The organism is Photobacterium sp. J15 (assembly GCF_963870815.1).
GTDB lineage: Bacteria > Pseudomonadota > Gammaproteobacteria > Enterobacterales > Vibrionaceae > Photobacterium > Photobacterium marinum.
In genome coordinates this window covers 3,020,448-3,038,326 of the sequence record NZ_CAWMUI010000001.1, presented here as the reverse complement: position 1 = coordinate 3,038,326, position 17,879 = coordinate 3,020,448, and the positions used below count along the sequence as shown (strand labels likewise).

The 17,879-nt window shown below is 48.9% G+C and carries 18 protein-coding genes; all 18 read left to right on the top strand.

Translation table 11 applies throughout. From position 1 onward, the window contains the following. Positions 1–15 precede the first annotated feature (15 nt). The 18 genes from iscU to AACQ93_RS13555 all read left to right on the top strand — a co-directional run bounded on the left by iscU (position 16) and on the right by AACQ93_RS13555 (position 17,801). A complete protein-coding gene (gene iscU / locus AACQ93_RS13640) occupies positions 16–405 on the top strand; it encodes a Fe-S cluster assembly scaffold IscU (RefSeq protein WP_007466702.1) in 390 nt (129 codons plus the stop codon). A 17-nt stretch (positions 406–422) separates the two neighbouring features. Continuing rightward, complete coding sequence (gene iscA / locus AACQ93_RS13635; protein WP_064605656.1) at positions 423–746, top strand: iron-sulfur cluster assembly protein IscA; 324 nt, start codon at positions 423–425, stop codon at positions 744–746. Between the two features lie 91 nt (positions 747–837). Beyond that, positions 838–1,353, top strand: a complete 516-nt coding sequence (hscB, locus tag AACQ93_RS13630; RefSeq protein ID WP_064605654.1) for a co-chaperone HscB — start codon at positions 838–840, stop codon at positions 1,351–1,353. A 31-nt stretch (positions 1,354–1,384) separates the two neighbouring features. Continuing rightward, positions 1,385–3,238, top strand: a complete 1,854-nt coding sequence (gene hscA / locus AACQ93_RS13625; RefSeq protein ID WP_064605652.1) for a Fe-S protein assembly chaperone HscA — start codon at positions 1,385–1,387, stop codon at positions 3,236–3,238. A 2-nt stretch (positions 3,239–3,240) separates the two neighbouring features. Continuing rightward, on the top strand, positions 3,241–3,579 hold the full coding sequence (gene fdx, locus AACQ93_RS13620) for an ISC system 2Fe-2S type ferredoxin (protein WP_007466697.1): 339 nt from the start codon (positions 3,241–3,243) through the stop codon (positions 3,577–3,579). A gap of 232 nt (positions 3,580–3,811) precedes the next feature. Further along, positions 3,812–4,012: a Fe-S cluster assembly protein IscX gene (iscX, locus tag AACQ93_RS13615; RefSeq protein ID WP_064605650.1), complete on the top strand. Its 201-nt coding sequence runs from the start codon at positions 3,812–3,814 to the stop codon at positions 4,010–4,012. A gap of 402 nt (positions 4,013–4,414) precedes the next feature. Next, entirely contained in the window at positions 4,415–5,704 is a 1,290-nt protein-coding gene (pepB, locus tag AACQ93_RS13610; protein ID WP_064605648.1) for an aminopeptidase PepB, read from the top strand. A gap of 197 nt (positions 5,705–5,901) precedes the next feature. Then, entirely contained in the window at positions 5,902–7,179 is a 1,278-nt protein-coding gene (gene pepB, locus AACQ93_RS13605) for an aminopeptidase PepB (RefSeq protein ID WP_064605646.1), read from the top strand. A gap of 72 nt (positions 7,180–7,251) precedes the next feature. Further along, positions 7,252–7,680 carry a nucleoside-diphosphate kinase gene (gene ndk / locus AACQ93_RS13600; protein ID WP_064605644.1) on the top strand — a complete coding sequence of 143 codons (429 nt, stop codon included), beginning with the start codon at positions 7,252–7,254 and terminating at the stop codon, positions 7,678–7,680. Positions 7,681–7,910: 230 nt separating this feature from the next. Further along, positions 7,911–9,035, top strand: coding sequence for a bifunctional tRNA (adenosine(37)-C2)-methyltransferase TrmG/ribosomal RNA large subunit methyltransferase RlmN (locus tag AACQ93_RS13595; protein ID WP_007466688.1), 1,125 nt, complete (start codon positions 7,911–7,913; stop codon positions 9,033–9,035). A gap of 67 nt (positions 9,036–9,102) precedes the next feature. Continuing rightward, positions 9,103–9,858, top strand: a complete 756-nt coding sequence (gene pilW / locus AACQ93_RS13590) for a type IV pilus biogenesis/stability protein PilW (RefSeq protein ID WP_064605642.1) — start codon at positions 9,103–9,105, stop codon at positions 9,856–9,858. Beyond that, entirely contained in the window at positions 9,848–10,819 is a 972-nt protein-coding gene (gene rodZ / locus AACQ93_RS13585; protein ID WP_064605640.1) for a cytoskeleton protein RodZ, read from the top strand. Before pilW ends, rodZ begins: the two co-directional genes overlap by 11 nt. A 14-nt stretch (positions 10,820–10,833) precedes the next feature. Then, positions 10,834–11,949 (top strand): flavodoxin-dependent (E)-4-hydroxy-3-methylbut-2-enyl-diphosphate synthase, encoded by a 1,116-nt coding sequence (gene ispG, locus AACQ93_RS13580; RefSeq protein ID WP_064605638.1) that lies wholly within the window; start codon positions 10,834–10,836, stop codon positions 11,947–11,949. 104 nt (positions 11,950–12,053) lie between these two features. Next, on the top strand, positions 12,054–13,322 hold the full coding sequence (gene hisS, locus AACQ93_RS13575) for a histidine--tRNA ligase (protein WP_064605636.1): 1,269 nt from the start codon (positions 12,054–12,056) through the stop codon (positions 13,320–13,322). Between the two features lie 13 nt (positions 13,323–13,335). Next, positions 13,336–13,947, top strand: coding sequence for a YfgM family protein (locus tag AACQ93_RS13570; protein ID WP_064605634.1), 612 nt, complete (start codon positions 13,336–13,338; stop codon positions 13,945–13,947). 12 nt (positions 13,948–13,959) lie between these two features. Next, positions 13,960–15,120, top strand: coding sequence for an outer membrane protein assembly factor BamB (bamB, locus tag AACQ93_RS13565; RefSeq protein WP_064605632.1), 1,161 nt, complete (start codon positions 13,960–13,962; stop codon positions 15,118–15,120). 182 nt (positions 15,121–15,302) lie between these two features. Next, positions 15,303–16,805: a ribosome biogenesis GTPase Der gene (gene der, locus AACQ93_RS13560; protein ID WP_064605628.1), complete on the top strand. Its 1,503-nt coding sequence runs from the start codon at positions 15,303–15,305 to the stop codon at positions 16,803–16,805. 120 nt (positions 16,806–16,925) lie between these two features. Next, the gene (locus tag AACQ93_RS13555) at positions 16,926–17,801 is read left to right on the top strand and encodes a hypothetical protein (RefSeq protein ID WP_064605626.1); all 876 of its coding nucleotides are present in this window, start codon (positions 16,926–16,928) and stop codon (positions 17,799–17,801) included. The last annotated feature ends 78 nt before the right edge of the window (positions 17,802–17,879 follow it).

The window sequence follows — 17,879 nt, the reverse complement described above, 5'->3', positions numbered from 1 at the left end:
TTCGAGGAAATTATCATGGCATACAGTGAAAAAGTAATCGATCACTATGAGAACCCGCGCAACGTGGGCTCATTTGATAAGAGTGACAAAAATGTCGGTAGCGGCATGGTGGGTGCACCGGCCTGCGGTGACGTAATGAAACTTCAGATCAAAGTAACTGAAGAAGGCATTATCGAAGACGCGAAGTTCAAAACCTATGGCTGTGGTTCAGCGATCGCATCAAGCTCGCTAATCACTGAATGGGTGAAGGGTAAGACTCTGGATGAGGCTGCTGCAATCAAGAACTCAGCAATTGCTGAAGAGCTTGAGCTACCACCTGTAAAAATTCACTGCTCAATTCTTGCAGAAGATGCAATTAAAGCGGCAGTGACTGATTACAAGAAGAAACACGAAGAAACTAATTAATTCCAGAGGGTTGTTGTATGGCCATTACTATTACTGAAGCGGCGGCAAGTCGCGTAGCTACTTTCCTTGAAAGCCGTGGCAAAGGCATTGGCCTGCGTTTAGGTGTTCGCACTTCAGGATGTTCAGGTATGGCATATGTCCTTGAGTTCGTTGATGAGCTCGATGAAGGGGATCAGGTATTCGAAGAGAAGGGCATCAAGATCATCGTAGATGCGAAAAGTATGCTTTATCTCGACGGTACAGAGCTGGATTTTGCCAAAGAAGGGCTGAATGAAGGCTTTAAGTTCAACAACCCGAACGTTTCAAGTGAATGCGGTTGCGGTGAAAGCTTCAACGTCTAATCGCTATTTCAATCGAACCTGATTGCTCCGGTCTTTGGTGTAGTCAGGTTCGGTCATTTTAGATTCTGTCTTTACAGATACTGATTGCGATATGAATCATTTCGAACTCTTCGGGCTACCTTTCCAATTCAAACTGGATGGTAGCCTTCTTTCGACTCAGTTCCGGGAACTGCAACGTCGTTTCCACCCAGATAATTTTGCGACCTCTTCTGAACGTGACCGCATGATGGCCATGCAGAAAGCGGCGCAGATTAATGATGCCTTCCAGACCCTGAAGAACCCGATTTCCCGTGCAGAATATATGTTGTCGGAAAACGGCTTTGATATTCGTGGCGAAAGTAAGACATTGCAGGACCCTGAGTTTTTAATGCAGCAGATGGAACTGCGGGAAGCACTGGAAGATATTCCAGATGCCAGTGATCCAGAAAGTGCGTTGTTTGACTTTGAACAGCAGGCATCAGCACTATACAAGTCACAGCTCGCGGGCCTTGAGCAATTGTTAAATCAAGAAAGCTGGGAACAGGCGACCGATGCCGTGCGTAAGCTAAAGTTTATTGATAAGCTGCGCGAAGAAGTTGAACGTCTGGAAGAGACTCTTCTCGACTAATTATTCCAGCATAAATTCCACAGGAACGATAATGGCACTGTTACAGATTGCTGAACCAGGTCTAAGTGCTGCACCGCACCAACATAAGCTGGCGGTGGGTATTGATCTGGGTACTACCAACTCTCTCGTGGCTGCAGTACGCAGCGGCGTTCCGGAAACGTTAAAAGATGAGCAGGGCCGTGCGATTCTGCCGTCGGTTGTGCATTTTGGCGAAGAGGCCGTGCTGACTGGTCATGATGCTAAGAACCTGTCTCAGCAGGATCCGGAGAACACCATTATTTCTGTTAAGCGCATGATGGGGCGTTCACTGGCTGATATTCAGCAGCGCTACCCGAAACTGCCTTACCAGTATCAGGCGACAGATAACGGCCTGCCGCAGCTGGTTACTCGCAGTGGTGCGGTAAACCCGGTACAGGTGTCAGCTGAAATCCTTAAATCTCTGACGGAACGCGCAGTAGATACTTTGGGCGGCGAGCTGGAAGGTGTTGTTATCACGGTTCCTGCTTATTTCGATGATGCCCAGCGTGCCGGTACTAAAGATGCGGCCAAGTTGGCGAACCTGAATGTGCTGCGTCTGTTGAATGAGCCGACTGCCGCTGCGATTGCTTATGGCCTGGATTCTGGTCAGGAAGGCGTAATTGCTGTTTACGACCTGGGTGGCGGTACGTTTGATATTTCGATCCTGCGTCTGTCAAAAGGTGTGTTCGAGGTACTGGCGACCGGTGGTGATTCAGCGCTTGGCGGTGATGACTTTGACCACCTGCTGGCTGAATGGATTGCTGAACAGGCTGGCATGGACAGTGAGCTGACTGCACAGCAGCGACGCACTCTGCAAGATGCTGCCACAGAAGCAAAAATTGCCCTGACAGACGCCAATGAAGCACAGATTGATGTGCTGGGTTGGCAAGGTGCGATTACTCGTGAGCAGTTTGAGGCTCTGATCCAGTCGCTGGTTAAGAAAACCCTGATGGCATGTCGTCGTGCTATTAAGGACGCCGGTATTGAGATCGACGAAGTGATCGAAACTGTGATGGTCGGTGGTTCTACCCGTGTTCCTCTGGTACGCGAAATGGTTGGTAATTACTTTGGCAAAGCGCCGCTGACTTCTATCGACCCGGATCAGGTAGTAGCAATCGGTGCCGCTATTCAGGCTGATATCCTGGCAGGTAACAAGCCTGATTCTGACATGCTGTTGCTGGATGTTATCCCGCTGTCATTGGGTATTGAAACCATGGGTGGCATGATTGAGAAAATCATTCCACGTAACACGACAATTCCTGTTGCCCGTGCTCAGGAGTTTACGACGTTCAAGGATGGCCAGACCGCAATGTCTGTCCATGTTGTGCAAGGTGAGCGTGAGATGGTGAGCGACTGTCGTTCGCTGGCCCGTTTCGCCCTGCATGGTATTCCGGCAATGGCTGCCGGTGCTGCCCACATTCGCGTAACCTATCAGGTTGATGCTGACGGCTTGCTGTCAGTGACCGCGATGGAAAAGAGCAGCGGAGTTCAGTCTTCGATCCAGGTGAAACCGTCATACGGTCTTACTGATGACGAAATCGCGACAATGATCCGGGATTCGATGACTTATGCGCAGGATGATAAAGATGCCCGAGCCCTGGCTGAGCAACAGGTTGAAGCGGATCGCGTCCTGGAAGGTTTGATTACAGCGCTGGCTCAGGATGGTGACACCCTGCTGAGTAAAGAAGAGCGCGACGAGCTGGAAGCCGTAATGATGGAACTTGTTCAACTGCGCCAAGGCACAGATCCGAATGCAATTGAACAAGGTATTAAGAAAACTGATAAGGCCAGTCAGGAATTTGCCGCACGCCGAATGGATAAGTCTATCCGTGAAGCTTTGGCTGGTCAGTCAATTGATGAGGTTTAGGCATGCCTAAAATTGTTGTATTACCCCACGAGGAACTATGCCCAGAGGGAGCAGTCCTGGAAGCAGAAACTGGTGAAACCGTCCTGGATGTCGCCCTGAAAAATGGCATCGGCATTGAACATGCTTGTGAAAAGTCGTGTGCTTGTACAACGTGTCATGTGATCATTCGTGAAGGCTTTGACTCAATGGATGAAAGCAGTGAGCTTGAAGACGATATGCTGGATAAAGCATGGGGTCTTGAGCCTGAGTCGCGCCTGGGTTGTCAGGCGAAAGTGGCGGATGAAGACTTGGTGGTGGAAATTCCAAAATACACCGTCAACCTGGCTTCTGAAAACCACTAATTGAATACGGCCTGCTGTTTGCCCTAAGGCTGCCAGCAGGTCGGCTACACTAGTAGCTGTCCCCTTGTTTCTTTGTTTTATGCTTGTGGGCTTTTTGTTTTTTTATAGCGACCGTAAGAGACAAGGGAATAGCTATTTTAAACCGAACTGAATATCCGGCCTGATAGTGAAACGGAAAGCTATAGGCTATTGTTCTGTCAGGTATTGTCCAACGCAGAAAAGGAGTAGTGCTATGGGACTGAAATGGATTGATTCTCGTGATTTGGCTATTGAGCTTTCTGAACAGTTTCCGGACGTTGACCCTAAGTCAGTCCTGTTTACTGATCTTCGTGAATGGATATTGGCGCTGGATGATTTTGATGATGATCCGAAGCACTGTGGTGAAAAGGTATTAGAAGCTGTCCAGCAATGCTGGATTGAAGAAATGGATTAATTCTTCGTTACACCGCTAACCTTATTTTTATTCCTCTACAGGGCCTTCTGGCCCTGTTTTATTTTCTCCGGTCCGATCTTGCTCTTAGTCTCGATGTAAACATCTTGTTTATTTGGCGCTATCAGTGCACATTAGTGAATATTGCTAAAAATTGAGTTTTTACTGAAAGTATTGACTCACCAATGGCAGCCTGACAGTTTGCTTTGTTGCTGATAAAGCAGCGCTTTTCCTTGTAACGCCCGATAATGCCCCCATAACGTCTTGTATGTGTGGTAACCATGATGTCATATCTTTGTTACCTGAGAGCGTTTGGGGTATCACTGAACAGGCTGACCCTCGTTATTTTCTCCATACTACCGCGAGCAGAGCCGGTTATGGAGCGCCGAACCCAAGGAGTAATTCATGTCTGCCAATATGTTTGTTTTTCAATCCCAGCAAGCAGCCGATGAGAAGTGGGGTAAAAATGCATTGCTGACCTTCAGTGCGGAAGGTGCCGTAATCCATCTGAATGATGATAATCCACTGACAGCGTTGCAGCGTGCCGGACGTAAACTGGACGGGCAGAGCATCAAGCAGGTGACACTGTCCGGTGAAGGTTGGGATCTGGAAGGTATCTGGGCCTTTATTCAGGGACACCGTAATGCCAAGCCTGGTAATGAGGTCAGCTGGAGTGGTCTGAATGAAGAAGATGAAGCCGAACTTCAGGCTCGACTGAAGGCGACTAATTGGGTGCGTGAAATTATTAACCAGCCTGCTGAGATTGTGCGTCCGTCACAGTTGGCCTCCCGTGCTGGTGAGTTCATCAAATCGCTGGCTCCGGATCATGTAACTTACAAGATTGTTAAAGGCACCAGTTTATTGGATGAAGGTTGGGCAGGTATCCATACCGTAGGTCGTGGTTCTGATCACTCTGCGGCTATGTTGCGCCTTGACTACAACCCGACCGGTGATGCTGATGCACCTGTGCATACATGCCTTGTAGGTAAAGGTATCACTTTTGATTCCGGTGGTTACAGCCTTAAGCCGTCTGCCGGCATGATTGCTATGAAAGCGGATATGGGCGGTGCTGCACTGGCTGCCGGTTCTCTTGCTCTGGCTATTGCCCGCGGAACCAAGAAACGCATTAAGCTGGTTCTGTGCTGTGCCGAGAATATGGTTTCAGGTCGTGCTGTCCGAGTTGGCGATATTATCACTTATAAGAACGGTAAAACTGTTGAGGTGCTGAATACCGATGCTGAAGGACGTCTTGTTTTGGCTGATGGTTTGATTTATGCGGCTGAGCAGAAAGCGCAAATGATCATTGACTGTGCAACTCTGACCGGATCAGCAAAAAATGCATTGGGTAATGATTACCATGCTCTGCTTAGTTTCGACCATGAATTAGCACAGAAAACTCTGATGGCGGCCAGTGAAGAACATGAAGGCTTCTGGCCATTGCCGCTGGCTGAGCAGCACCGCTCAATGACACCATCAAACTTTGCCGATTTGGCGAATATCTCGCAGGGCGAGTTTTTGCCCGGTGCCAGTACTGCTGCCGCCTTCCTGTCTTATTTTGTTGAAGATTACAAAAAAGGTTGGATGCACATTGATGCCAGCGGTACTTACCGTAAGTCTGCTACTGACAAGTGGGGGGCTGGTGCAACTGGCATGGGGGTTCGCACTCTCGCTAATATCCTGTGTAATGAAAAATAAGCGGTATTTTTACATAGGTACTACTTTTACACAGTTTGATTGAGATGTTTGCTCAAGAAAGCTTGATTGATAAGCCTAGCTGCCGTCGAGCCAGCGACAGCTAGGTGAAATAAAAACTGGATTTATTCAAAGAACAAGAGCCTTGAAATGTTCTTGAATACGTTCTGTTTGCTACAGCCAAAACAAAAAGGGTGTTCATGTTAAGGATTACACTATCAGCGGAGCCATGTGCCGGAGTATGGGGTGAGAAGGCCTTGCTTTCTTATCGGGAAGACGGTGCAGTGATTCACTATCACGGGGAATTCCCGTTGCGCCGGATCCAGCAGGCTGCACGTCGCTTGCAGTCACAGGGGGCTGAACAAATTAGCCTTGAAGGTAATGGCTGGAATTATGAACGTCAGTGGGCGTTTTACTGCGGTTTTGCCACACCAAATAAACCGGTGGAGCTCGAATGGGCACCGATTGATGAAGATGAAGTGGAATTGCTTAGTGCCCGTCGCCGCAGCATTGAGTGGGTTCGCCGTGTCGTTAATGCGACACCGGAAAATGTGTACCCGGAGAAACTGGCCGCTGAAGCGGTGGAGTTTCTGACCTCCATTGCAGGTGAGCATATCAGCCATGAGGTATTGGTTGGGGACCAGTTGCTGGAACATGGTTGGGTCGGCACTCACAGTGTCGGTCGTGCGAGCAGCCGAAAACCTGTTATGTTGACATTGGATTACAATCCGACCGGTGATAAAGATGCCCCGGTTGCGGCTTGTTTGGTCGGTAAGGGGATCACTTTTGATTCAGGTGGTTATAGCCTGAAGTCCAGCGCAGGCATGGTAACCATGAAGTGCGATATGGGCGGCGCGGCGACAGTTACTGCTGCTTTGGGCTATGCGATTGAGCAAGGTTTGCGCCAACGTGTGAGGTTGATCTTATGTTGCGCAGAAAATATGGTGGCAGGTAACGCCTATAAGCTCGGTGATGTGCTAACGTACAAGAATGGAATGACGGTCGAAGTCGTCAATACCGATGCAGAGGGGCGTCTGGTATTGGCTGATGGCCTGATTGCTGCCAGTGAGACTAAAGCGCCGTTAATCATCGATGCAGCAACGCTTACTGGCGCTGCAATGATGGCACTTGGAACAGAGTATAATGCTCTGTTCAGTATGGATAAGTCTCTGTTGCTCAAAGCACAGGAGCTGTCTGAGTTGGTTCATGAGCCAGCTTGGCCGCTTCCGCTGGAAAAATGGCATCAGGATAACTGTCCTTCATATTATGCGGAGACGGCTAACAGCCGGGCGCAGAAAGGCGGCGGAATGGGAGGGGCTTCCAATGCAGCTGCCTTCCTGTCACGTTTCGTCGATACCAATAACAGCAGCTGGATTCATTTTGATCTGGCGGCTTGTTTTCAGGATAGTGCCGACAGCCGCTGGGCGGCAGGGGCGACAGGTCAGGGGGTGGCCAATATCGCAGCCTTGTTGCTCTAGCGTGTGATAACCGGCCATTGCGGCCGGTTTTGTCCCACTGCTTAAATGAACTGATTCAAAGGGAAAATAATAATGACAATTGAAAAAACGCTCTCAATCATTAAGCCTGATGCTGTTGATCGCAACCTGATTGGTGCGATTTACCAGCGTTTTGAAAATGCCGGCCTGAAAATTGTGGCGGCGAAGATGATCCATATGAATGCCGAAAAAGCGCAAGGTTTTTATGCGGAGCACGAAGGGAAGCCGTTTTTTGCTGATTTAGTTGACTTTATGACATCCGGTCCGGTGATGGTGCAGGTGTTGGAAGGAGAAAGCGCGATCACCCGCTACCGTGAGCTGATGGGAAAAACCAACCCGGAAGATGCTGCATGCGGAACCATTCGTTCAGACTTTGCTCTGAGCCTTCGTCATAACTCAGTACATGGTTCTGACAGCCCTGAATCAGCGGCGCGTGAAGTGGCTTATTTCTTTGCCGACGATGAAATTTTCCCTCGCAGTTAAACTGCTGGTTGAATTTTAAACAAAACAGTTAATTGACGGGGAGCTTCGGCTCCCCGTTTCTTTTTCATGGTCTCAAATACCTTCCTGCTAATATATCCCTATGGGTTACAAGTGGAAACTCAGCGGTAAAGGCTGTACAATTTCGCGCCTTGAACTGTCCTGTTACATGCAACCACCCTACTAAAGGTTGCCAAGGCACAATCAGTCATTTTTTAGTGAGGCAACAACCGATGACAACAGTCAAAACAAATCTGCTGGATTTCGATCGCAAGGGTCTGCGTCAGTATTTTGCTGAAGAGCTTGGTGAAAAAGCATTCCGTGCCGATCAGATAATGAAGTGGATGTATCATTTCGGTTGTGATGATTTCGATCAAATGACCAATATCAACAAGAAGCTGCGTGAAAAGCTAAAGCAGGTTGCCGAAATTCGTGCTCCTTATGTATCTGAAGCTCAGCACTCTTCTGATGGCACTATCAAATGGGCGATGCGTGTTGGTGATCAGGATGTAGAAACGGTTTACATTCCGGAAGATGACCGCGCAACTTTGTGTGTATCTTCTCAGGTAGGTTGTGCGCTTGAGTGTAAGTTCTGCTCAACGGCACAGCAGGGCTTTAACCGTAACCTGCGTGTATCAGAAATTATCGGTCAGGTATGGCGTGCAGCCAAAGAGATCGGTGTTGAAAAAGAAACCGGTCGCCGCCCAATCACCAACGTAGTGATGATGGGTATGGGTGAGCCGCTGCTGAACATGAAGAACCTGATTCCAGCTCTGGAAATTATGCTGGATGATCTGGGCTTTGGCCTGTCTAAGCGCCGTGTAACGGTTTCTACTTCAGGTGTGGTATCCGGTCTTGATCAGATGACTGACAACATTGATGTTGCACTGGCGATTTCTTTGCATGCACCAACTGACGAACTGCGTTCACAGATTATGCCAATCAACGATCGCTGGAACATTGATGACTTCCTGGGTTCAGTACGTCGCTACATTGCTTCATCTAATGCAAACCGTGGCCGTGTAACCGTTGAGTACGTTCTGTTGGATCATGTGAATGACGATATGGAGCACGCGCGTCAGCTGGCTAAGACACTGAAAGACACGCCGGCTAAGATAAACCTGATCCCGTTCAACCCGTACCCGGGCTCGCCATACAAGAAACCGAGTAACTCACGTGTTGACCGTTTCATGAAGACTCTGATGGAGTACGATTTCACGGTTACTGTACGTAAGACCCGTGGTGATGACATTGATGCGGCTTGTGGCCAGTTAGTCGGTGATGTGATTGATCGCACGAAACGAACAAAAGCCAATGATGAAAATGCAGAACGAATTCCAGTAAAAGCTGTCTCATAACAGTGAGGTAAGCGGTTTGGGGTAACCTGTCGCCGGAATTGTATTCATCCATGGATATGGGGGAAGTATGCGACGGTGGACGGTTTACCCTTTATTGTGTAGCTTGTTAATGGGCTGTGTTACAGTCGATGAAGCTGGCAATAAGAAAGAATTCAATAAGATTGAAGCTTCAGAGGCCAGAATTTCTCTTGGCCTGAACTACCTTGAATCAGGACAATGGCAGCGTGCCCGTGATAATCTTGAGTTAGCGCTTAAGTACGCACCAGATTATTATCGTGCACAGAATGCTATGGCATATTATTATCAACGGGTAGATGAACCGGAAAAAGCAGAAGCTTTTTATAAGGAAGCTTTGCGTGATTCGCCGAAAAACGGTGATGTCCGGAATAACTATGGTGTCTTTCTTTGTAGCCAGGAGCGTTATGATGAAGCCATTGTTTTTTTTGAGAAAGCCATAGAACAACCCTATTATTATCTGACTTCGGCCAGTTATGAAAATGCTGGGCTGTGTAGCCTGAAAAGCGGGGATGGGGCAAAAGCAAAGGGATATTTTGAAAAAGCCCTGTCCTATGATCCTTACCGGCCGAAATCAATGTTACAGTTGGCGCAGCTGGAAATCGACTCTCAGAACTTGAAAGAAGCACGCGTCATGCTATTTAAGTTTAATAAGCGATACGGGTACAAAGCTGACAGCTTATGGTTGCTGATCCGACTTGAAAAGCAAGCCGGACGACTTACACAGGTTGATAAATATGCTGACCTGTTGAAGGTGCAGTATCCGGATTCGCAGCAATATCAAAAATATCTAGCCAATGAATATTGAACAGAACGAAGAGCGAACAGAAGAAGAAGTCATTCGTCCCGGGGATATGCTTCGCCAGGCTCGCGAAAAGCTTGGCTATTCACAAAAGGATATTGCCAATCGCCTGCGACTTCGCCTCCAGGTGATTAATGACATTGAAGACAATAAATTCGAAGAAGCACAATTGGCCACGTTTACACGTGGCTATGTGCGTTCATATGCCAAATTTGTCGGCCTGGATGCCGGAGAAGTATTGGCAAAGCTTGATCAGCTGGGACAGGCTCAGCCTCAGGACCAGGAAATGCAGAGCTTTTCGCGCCGAACAAAACGCGAGGCTCATGACAGCCGGATTATGCGCCTGACATGGGTGCTGGCAATAATTTTTGTTGGCCTGACCGGTGTCTGGTGGTGGCAGAGCCTGCAGATGGAGCAGGAAAAAGAGGTCATAACGGTTGAAGACCAGCAGGTCCAGCCGTTGGATGAATCACTGGCCGGGGGGAATGACAGTGAACTGACCCCGGCTGATATCAGTGCGGCAGCGGAAGGCTCTGCACAGATGACTGAAGATACTGCAGAAGACATCACGGTACCTGAGACTGCCGAACCGGTAGTAGGTTTTGAAGACAGCCTCAGCACAGCTCCTGTTGACGAAGAGCAAAAGCCTGTTGCAGAGATAACAGATGGTGCTGAAAGCCAGAATGTTGGAGCGACTGATAATACGCCGACTGCGGTTGTGACCTCAGAGCCGGTACTGAGTCTGACTTTTAGCGGCGATTGCTGGGTTGATATTCGTGATGCTAACGGCAAACGTCTGGAGTCTGGGATCAAGAAGTCCGGTGATGTACTGAATTTAGATGGCGCGGCACCGTTTAAAGTGGTGCTAGGTGCACCTGATGTTGTTAAACTGAGCTATAAAGGCAAACCGGTTGATCTCAGCGGGTATCCGGTTGGAAAAGTAGCACGATTGAAGCTGCCGCAGTAAACAGAGTAAGTGTAATGCATAACGAATCTCCAATTAAACGTCGCCAGTCTACCCGTATTTATGTTGGTAATGTACCGATTGGCGACGGCGCGCCGATTGCTGTTCAGTCGATGACTAATACACGTACGACTGATGTCGAAGCGACTGTTGCGCAGATCAAATCATTGGAAAATGTCGGCGCTGATATTGTTCGTGTATCAGTGCCAACCATGGATGCTGCAGAAGCATTCAAGCAAATCAAGCAGCAAGTGAGTGTACCGCTGGTGGCGGATATTCACTTTGACTACCGTATCGCGTTGAAAGTTGCAGAATACGGTGTTGATTGTTTGCGTATCAACCCGGGTAATATCGGCCGTGAAGATCGTATTCGTGCCGTGGTTGATTGTGCTCGTGACAAGAATATCCCTATCCGTATCGGTGTTAACGGTGGTTCGCTGGAGAAAGATATCCAGCAGAAATACGGTGAGCCGACGCCGGAAGCGCTGGTTGAATCAGCAATGCGTCATGTAGATATCCTGGATCGCCTGAACTTCGATCAGTTCAAGGTGAGTGTGAAGGCTTCTGATGTTTTCCTTGCAGTTGATTCTTACCGTAAGCTGGCTAAGCAAATTGATCAGCCTCTACACCTGGGTATCACGGAAGCTGGTGGTGCCCGTGCTGGCGCAGTTAAGTCTGCGGTAGGTTTGGGTATGTTGCTGGCAGAAGGTATCGGTGACACCCTGCGTGTATCACTGGCAGCTGATCCGATTGAAGAAATCAAAGTTGGCTTTGATATCCTGAAATCCCTGCGCATTCGTTCCCGTGGTATTAACTTCATTGCCTGTCCGACTTGTTCACGTCAGGAATTTGATGTGATCGGTACGGTAAATGAGCTGGAGCAGCGTCTGGAAGATATCACTGTCCCAATGGATGTGTCTGTTATCGGCTGTGTCGTAAACGGCCCGGGTGAGGCTGAAGTGTCTCATCTTGGTATTGCCGGCGGTAACCGCAAGAGTGCGTTCTATGAAGACGGTGTCCGTCAGAAAGAACGCTTTGACAACGACAACGTGATCGAGCAACTGGAAACCAAAATCCGTGCCAAAGCATCAATGCTGGATACCAAAAATCGCATTGATGTAACGGAAAAATAAAGAAATACCTCTGAACGACGCCCTGATGATCGGGGCGTGGTTCACTATTTCCGTCAGAACCTATATATTCGATTCAATTCCCCCATCGGTTAACGAGAAAAAACGTGGCGAAACAAATTCAAGCAATTCGAGGCATGAACGATTGCCTACCATCGCAGTCTCCGCTTTGGCAAAAAGTGGAAGGTACCATCAAACAAGTAGTAAGTGCTTACGGTTACAGTGAAGTCCGTATGCCAATCGTCGAGTCGACGCATTTGTTTTGTCGCGCGATTGGTGAAGTGACGGATGTGGTTGAAAAGGAAATGTACACCTTTGATGACCGCAACGGTGACAGCCTGACTCTGCGTCCTGAAGGCACAGCAGGTTGTGTACGCGCCGGTATCCAGAACGGCCTGCTTTATAACCAGGAACAGCGTCTGTGGTACACAGGTCCTATGTTCCGTCACGAACGCCCGCAAAAAGGTCGTTACCGTCAGTTCCACCAGTTCGGTGTAGAAGTATTTGGCCTGAATGGTCCGGATGTTGATGCTGAGCTGATCATGATGACTGCTCGCATGTGGCGTGAACTGGGTATTCACAAACACGTTCGCCTGGAGCTGAACTCAATTGGCTCACTGGAAGCGCGTGCTAACTACCGTGAAGCTCTGATTGCGTTCCTGGAGCAGCACATCGATATTTTGGATGAAGACTGCAAGCGCCGTATGCACACGAATCCACTGCGTGTACTAGATACGAAAAATGCGGCAATTCAGGAAATCCTGGTTGATGCGCCTAAGCTGTCTGAGTACCTGGATGAAGAATCCAAGCAACATTTTGCCGGATTATGTGAACTATTAGACGCTGCTGGTATCGAATATCAGGTAAATGAACGTCTTGTGCGTGGTTTGGATTATTATAACCGCACTGTTTTTGAGTGGATCACTGAAAGCCTGGGTGCTCAGGGCACTGTATGTGGCGGTGGTCGTTACGACGGTCTGGTAGAACAACTGGGTGGTAAGGCAACACCGGCAGTTGGTTTCGCAATGGGTCTTGAGCGTCTGGTTCTGATGATGGAAACCCTGGAACTGACTGAAGTTCGTCGCCCGGTTGATGTTTACATGGTAACAGCCGGTGAAGGCACCATGATGGCCGGTATGAAGCTGGCTGAAAAACTTCGTGAAGAAGTTTCTGGCCTGCGCGTAATGAATCACTTCGGTGGTGGTAGCTTCAAGAAGCAGTTTAAACGTGCTGATAACGTTGGTGCTGCAGTCGCTCTGGTTCTTGGTGAGAATGAAATCGCCGAAAACACCGTGGTTGTAAAAGATCTTCGTGGTGGTGAGCAAACTACCATGGCACAGGACGATGTAGCAGCGAAGCTGGCAGAATTGATTTAAGAGAGGACAGGACGTGGACATCAACATCACAGAAGAACAACAGGTTGAACAGATTAAGGCTTGGATTAAAGAAAACGGCAAGGCCGTTGTTCTGGGTGCTGTGATTGGTCTGGGCGGCCTGTATGGCTGGCGTTATTACCAGTCGGAAGTACAGGCAGCCAAGGAGCAGGCATCTGATGCCTACACTCAGGTTATTAATCGTCTGGAAAGCGGCAATGCTGATGCCATTGCTGATGTTCAGGCTTTCATCACGGCTAACGAAAGTAGCCAGTATTCTGTTTTGGCAGCCCTTCAGCTGGCAAAGGTGCAGGTACAGGCAGGTGAGCTTGATGCCGCTGCCGGACAGCTGAGCTGGGCTATCGGCAATACTCAGGATGTTGCGATTCTGCCAATTGCCCAGACGCGTCTGGCTCGTATCTATGCTGAGCAGGAAAAGTTTGATGAAGCACTGGCTGAACTGGATAAAGTGACGGCTGAAAGCTGGAAGGCCAAAGTGGCTGAACTGCGTGGTGATGTACTGTTGCAGAAAGGCGACACTGTTGCTGCTCGTGAAGCTTACGTTCAGGCACAACAGCTGGGCGGCTCGCCTGCGCTGAAGATCAAACTTGATGATCTGGCTCAGTAAAGGTTGATACGTATGCAGAAGGTGTTTAAGCAGGCCGTATCCGTAGTACTGGCAGTTGGCATTCTTGCCGGCTGTGCAGGAGAAGAAGATACAATCCAGATGGCACCACTGCCAAAAGTTGAGAGCGCTTTTGTTCCGGTGAAGACCTGGTCCCAGAGTATTGGTGACGGTGTCGGACATTATTTCTCCAAACTTTCTCCGGCTGTGGGTTATGGCAAAATTTTTGTTGCTGATCGTAATGGCCTTGTCAGGGCGTTGGATCCGGAAAACGGTAAGGCGCTTTGGGAGCAGGATCTTGAAGGTGATGTCACAGCGAAACTTGCTGGTGGTATTTCTTTGTCTTATGGCAAAGTTTTCATCGGCTCAGAAAATGCTGAAGTGATTGCCCTTGATGAAGAGACTGGTGCCGTTATCTGGCGTACGAAGGTTGAAGGCGAAGTTCTTTCAAAGCCATTGGTTGATGAAGGGATGGTCGTCGTTAACACTAGCCGTGGTATCTTGCAGGCGCTGGATGCTGACAGCGGTGAGTTGAAGTGGCAGTTGAGCAGTGAAGTACCGACGCTGACACTGCGCGGTGAAAGTTCACCGGTATCCATTTCCGGTGGTATTTTCTGGGGACAGGCTAACGGCCGTCTTGCCGGCGCTTTGATGAACAATGGTCAGATGTTGTGGCAACAGCCGATTGGTACGCCAAAAGGTGCGACTGAGATTGACCGTCTGGTTGATGTTGATGCGGCACCGGTTATTGCCGGTGAGCGTCTGTATGCTATTAGCTACAACGGTAATCTGGTTTCTATTGAACTGCGTACCGGCCAGGTAGCCTGGAAGCGAAGCTATTCTTCAGCAACGGATTTCGTTATTGATGGCAGCCAGTTGTACCTGGTTACAGATAAAGATCATGTAGTTGCTGTGGATATCCGCAGTGGTACTGAACTGTGGCAGAACCAGAACCTGGAATATCGCTTGCTGAGTGCTCCTTCTGTAGTGAACGGCTATGTTGTTGTCGGTGACAGTGAAGGTTACTTGCATTGGCTGGATCCGTACACAGGTGACTTTGTTGCTCAGCAGGAAACGGATGACAGTGGTATTGCTGTACCGCCGGTACTGCTGAACGACGGCGGCTATTTGGTCGTGACACGTGACGGACGTATTAACAAAATGCAAATGCCGTAAATTGTCGGTATAATGCCCGTCGCATTAAATATTGTCGGCTCCTGCTGTGTTGTGCAGTCAGGAGCCGTTATCGTTATGTCCGTTCGCTATATTATTGTCGGGTGAAGGGAGCCAAACAGGCTGCTGGAGGCAAGAATGAATGGAAAATATGTCATTAAGACTATGAAAAGTAAGAGGTAGTTATGATTCCTGTTGTTGCCCTTGTCGGGCGCCCTAATGTGGGTAAATCGACGCTGTTCAACCGTCTTACCCGTACAAGGGATGCGCTGGTTGCAGATTTTCCTGGCCTAACAAGGGATCGTAAGTACGGTAAAGCTGAGCTCGAAGAGCACGAATTTATTGTTATCGATACCGGTGGTATTGACGGCACTGAAGACGGCGTTGAAACCAAGATGGCCGAGCAGTCGCTGGCAGCTATCGAAGAAGCTGATGTAGTTCTGTTCCTGGTTGATGGTCGTGCTGGCCTGACAGCTGCAGACCAGGCGATTGCCAAGCACCTGCGTAGCCGTAACAAGCCGACTTTCCTTGTTGTAAACAAGATTGACGGTATTGATGCAGACAGTGCTTGTGCAGATTTCTGGCAGTTGGGTGTGGATGCGATGTACCAGATCGCAGCAGCACAGAACCGTGGCGTAACTGCACTGATGGAACGCGCGCTGGCTCCGTTTGCCGAAGAATTGAAAGAACAAGCCGGTGATGAAGACGAAGTAAGCATTGAAGATCTGAACTCTGTTGAAGATATTGAAAATGCTAACCTGTCTGAAGCGGATGCAGATGCTGCATATAAGCGTCTTCAGGAGCAGCCAATCAAGCTGGCGATTATCGGTCGTCCGAATGTGGGTAAATCGACCCTGACCAACCGTATTCTTGGTGAAGAGCGTGTTGTTGTTTACGATATGCCGGGTACAACTCGCGACTCTATCTATATTCCAATGGAGCGTGAAGGGCAGGAATATGTTCTGATTGATACGGCAGGTATTCGTCGCCGTAAGAACATGCACGAGGCGGTAGAGAAGTTCTCGGTAGTCCAGACGCTGAAAGCAATCGAAGATGCGAACGTGGTATTGCTGGTTATCGATGCCCGTGAAAATATTTCCGATCAGGATCTGAGCCTGCTGGGCTATGCCCTGAATGCTGGTCGCTCACTGGTGATTGCCGTTAACAAATGGGATGGTCTGGATAATGAAGTGAAAGAGCGCGTTAAGTCTGAGCTTGACCGTCGTCTTGGCTTTGTTGATTTTGCCCGTATCCACTTTATTTCAGCACTGCACGGTACTGGTGTTGGTCACCTTTATGAGTCAGTTCAGGAAGCGTACCAATCTGCAACTAAGCGTATCAGTACTTCAATGCTGACCCGTATCATGCAGATGGCGCAGGACGATCACCAGCCGCCGATGATCCGCGGCCGTCGTGTGAAACTGAAGTATGCGCACGCAGGTGGTTACAACCCGCCGATTATCGTGATCCACGGTAACCTGGTAAATGAACTTCCGGGTTCATATAAGCGTTACCTGATGAACTACTATCGTAAGTCGCTGGAAATGATGGGCACACCAATTCGTATCATGTTCCAGAGCAGCGAGAACCCGTTTGAAACCAAGAAGCAGAAGCTGACAGTTTCTCAGGAACGACAGCGCAAGCGTCTGGCAACAGCGCTGAAGAACCGTGAAAGCCGTGAGAAGTAATTCCTGGCTTTAAGGTTTATTTGTTTAAATTAGAACCCGGCTTCGGCCGGGTTTTTTTATGTTTGCCGACAGGTATACAATAATTGCGATTTAGTTAGGAATACATTCGAAGGAAAATGCATGTCTGTAGTAACCCCCACCGATGTTTTATTTACCGAGTCACAATGGCAGGCGATCGCTGAGATCCAGCTGTGTGTCTCTGCTTCAACCGGCGGAAGTTGGTTGGTAACCAATCAGACGCCATTTCATCCGGTAAGTCATATTTGGCCAGATCATCCGGCGGATCGTGGTGAGGTTGTGATTGATGGAACCAGCTATAAGGTGGCTGGTTGCTATACCGGTGCGGTTGAGTTGGCTACGCAGACACTGTATGTCGATGCAGATATTCCGGTTAAGCGCAATGAGCCTGGCTGGGTATTTGTTGTTGTTCACCATATTGAGCAGGAACAGGTACTGGCTGCCGGTACTGAAGTTGAACTTAAGGTTGATCAGGCATATCAACAGGCGTTGAGCCGTGCCCATAGTGGGGGGCATTTGTCGTCACTGGCGCTGAATAAAGTTTTGCACCATGATTTCTGGCGTAAAGATGCTTCACGTAAAGATGAAATGGGTCATTACGATTTTCACAGTTACGCCCAGACAGAAAGTCGGGTTAGTGAAGATTGCAGCACCGATACTTATCGCTTGGGTAAGACGTTGCGGAAGCGCGGGCTGAACAGTGCGGATCTGCTTGCTCAGCTTGATGTAGTGGCAGACAGGGTGAATCAGCAGCTGGAAATCTGGCGACAGCAGGGAGCCGCAGTGACCATGCATCGTGAAGGTAAAGCGCTGACTGACAGCCGCTACTGGCGTTGCCAGCTGGAAGAGGATTATCTGGTGGAGATCCCTTGTGGCGGTACACATATCTGTTCTTTAACTGAATACGGTAAGCTTGAAGTGGAATTTCAGCTGGAGAGTGCTCAGGAGCTCATTATGCTGACAAAAACCAGCGCCTGATAGCAATCAGAGATAAAAAATCGCCCGATGTGGCGATTTTTTTATATATTTCAATAAGCTGTTTTACTTATTCTTCCG

Bases quoted from the DNA above. Each gene is read 5' to 3' on its own strand.
- AACQ93_RS13555 (WP_064605626.1), top strand. From the start codon at position 16,926: ATGTCTGTAGTAACCCCCACCGATGTTTTATTTACCGAGTCACAATGG.
- pilW (WP_064605642.1), top strand. From the start codon at position 9,103: ATGCGACGGTGGACGGTTTACCCTTTATTGTGTAGCTTGTTAATGGGC.
- ispG (WP_064605638.1), top strand. From the start codon at position 10,834: ATGCATAACGAATCTCCAATTAAACGTCGCCAGTCTACCCGTATTTAT.
- iscU (WP_007466702.1), top strand. From the start codon at position 16: ATGGCATACAGTGAAAAAGTAATCGATCACTATGAGAACCCGCGCAAC.
- hscB (WP_064605654.1), top strand. From the start codon at position 838: ATGAATCATTTCGAACTCTTCGGGCTACCTTTCCAATTCAAACTGGAT.
- iscA (WP_064605656.1), top strand. From the start codon at position 423: ATGGCCATTACTATTACTGAAGCGGCGGCAAGTCGCGTAGCTACTTTC.
- pepB (WP_064605646.1), top strand. From the start codon at position 5,902: ATGTTAAGGATTACACTATCAGCGGAGCCATGTGCCGGAGTATGGGGT.
- ndk (WP_064605644.1), top strand. From the start codon at position 7,252: ATGACAATTGAAAAAACGCTCTCAATCATTAAGCCTGATGCTGTTGAT.
- rodZ (WP_064605640.1), top strand. From the start codon at position 9,848: ATGAATATTGAACAGAACGAAGAGCGAACAGAAGAAGAAGTCATTCGT.
- AACQ93_RS13595 (WP_007466688.1), top strand. From the start codon at position 7,911: ATGACAACAGTCAAAACAAATCTGCTGGATTTCGATCGCAAGGGTCTG.
- iscX (WP_064605650.1), top strand. From the start codon at position 3,812: ATGGGACTGAAATGGATTGATTCTCGTGATTTGGCTATTGAGCTTTCT.
- pepB (WP_064605648.1), top strand. From the start codon at position 4,415: ATGTCTGCCAATATGTTTGTTTTTCAATCCCAGCAAGCAGCCGATGAG.
- bamB (WP_064605632.1), top strand. From the start codon at position 13,960: ATGCAGAAGGTGTTTAAGCAGGCCGTATCCGTAGTACTGGCAGTTGGC.
- hscA (WP_064605652.1), top strand. From the start codon at position 1,385: ATGGCACTGTTACAGATTGCTGAACCAGGTCTAAGTGCTGCACCGCAC.
- der (WP_064605628.1), top strand. From the start codon at position 15,303: ATGATTCCTGTTGTTGCCCTTGTCGGGCGCCCTAATGTGGGTAAATCG.
- fdx (WP_007466697.1), top strand. From the start codon at position 3,241: ATGCCTAAAATTGTTGTATTACCCCACGAGGAACTATGCCCAGAGGGA.